Origin of the sequence: Microcoleus sp. K4-B3, assembly GCF_036704615.1 — a bacterium.
In the GTDB taxonomy this organism is placed as follows: Bacteria; Cyanobacteriota; Cyanobacteriia; order Cyanobacteriales; family Microcoleaceae; genus Microcoleus.
The window spans coordinates 1-1941 of record NZ_JAUBSF010000209.1; the positions used below are offsets into that span (position 1 = coordinate 1).

At 43.9% G+C, this 1941-nt stretch carries 1 protein-coding gene; it reads right to left on the reverse strand.

Features of this window, described 5'->3' with window-relative positions; all coding sequences use genetic code 11:
* Positions 1 to 35: 35 nt before the first annotated feature.
* Positions 36 to 1941, reverse strand: a 1906-nt coding sequence (locus tag QUA78_RS32415; RefSeq protein WP_333307357.1) for a glycosyl hydrolase 108 family protein, incomplete at its 5' end; no start/stop codon positions are given.

The following is a 1941-nucleotide window of genomic DNA, read 5'->3' on the forward strand; positions in this document are numbered from 1 at the left end:
TTATACTGATGATCGATAAAAAAGTCATTCTGGGTTCACGAGTATTTATACTCATCGCAAAAGTGACACGCTCCCAGCTTGTCGAACTCCACAATTTTCTTTATCTCGTCACTAATGCTTTTAAAGTCACCAATCAGTCCAGCAACTCCATTTAAACGGTATTGCTCTATCCATCCCATGATGTCACCAGCTATAGCAGACACGACAATGCCAAGGTTACTGAAGTTTTCAGATTTATTAATATCTATAGCTTTTTGTAAATCTCCCCATTTATCTGACAAGATCCATCCCAATACATCCACAAGTTTTCCTGTGTCTTCTGAAATTCTTGTATTTTCCAGTCGTTGCCAGCCATCCTCTGTTGAGTAATATGATGATAGTTTGGCGAGGGGACCACCGTTTACGAGAGCGCGAATTCTGAGGTAAGCGGAGATGCCATAAAAAGCACCCTTAGCAGAATTTTCAAAAATCCTACCCAACTCAGCGAAAGAGTCTAGAATAATAGAACCCCAGGGCGTTTTACTCTTCTGGTTAATTGTTTCTTGAGCTTGTTTACGTCCCGACTCCCACGATTGTTTTAAGCTATAAAGTTTATCTGCGGTGTCATAATCTTCGGAATCAACAATTGAATCGATATAGTCCTCAATGAGATCGTCTGTTTGAGTCGTATAATCAATAGCGCCATTGAGCAAAGAATTTACTGCTTTTAGTTGAAGGTATTCAGCATAGTTAAACTCTTTACCTGTACCGGGTCGAGTGGCAAATTTCCTGAAAAGTAGATCGTCTAGATCGCTTGAAAGAGGAAGTTCAAATTGATTGCGGTACTCAATTAGCCTATCAAACTCTTCAAGGCGTTGCTTAGTCCATGAGAGTGACTCCAACCCCAATTCTAAAGAATTTTTAGGATGTCTGTTATCGCTGGAATCGTCAATAGGTGTGACTCCAATTCCGACATAACCAAGCTGCCCTAGACTCCCGCCAGTGTTATTGTTACCGCCATTGTTATTATTGCTACTGCCACCCGTTGCCCCCACTTGAGCACGTAAACTGTTCAGTCGGTTTAGCCAGCCTTGCAGAAACACCCCCATACTTGGATTACTGGCAACGATCGCACGATACCGAGCCTCCCGCAAGTCAAGATACCGCCGGACTACACTCATTTCGTCTCCGTTAGCCGACTGACGCGCCTGCTGTAAAAGCCCACTTGCAGCGCCAACTCCCATATTCACAGCGGTGTCAAAATTAACCATCGCCAACCGCGAGGTAAGTTGGTCACTACCAGATGCTATCCAGTAATTTGTATAATAAATATCTTGGACTTCCCCCTCCGTAATCCCACGAACATCTTGCGTAGAAAGCCCCTTACTTGACCGATAACCGTTGTAAGTATTCTGAGTGATTCCTTTGTTTGTTGCACCCCCCGGATCGCTGGGGTGATTAGAATATTCTCCCTCCCACCGAAGATTAAAGGCAAGTGCCTTGGTAAAATCTGCGGGTTGAACTGGCAAGGTATTATTGTTATTACCACTACCAGTATTGCCAGTATTACCCCCCGATGAAACAGGTGGCTGATAACCAGGCGGGTAGCCAATGATAAAAGCGCTAGGAATCCAGTAGTTCGTATCTTTTATCCGATACCACATTACATCCATCTGACCATTTGCCACAGTCCGATCCTGCACTGGTTCCCCATACTTCCAGCCATCAAACTCGATCTGAGAATCATAGGTGACAATTTCACCAGGAGCATCTAGGCGAGTATCAGTTCTTAGTCTGATGCCATAGTTCGTATCCACTCCAACCGAGCGAGTAAAAACAACAGGAGTGAAGCCAGAAGGATTATTGACTTGAGGCGTAGGAGACGGGGAGCGTGTCACTTTTGCGATGAGTATAAATACTCGTGAACCCAGAATGACTTTTTTATCGATCATCAGTATAATA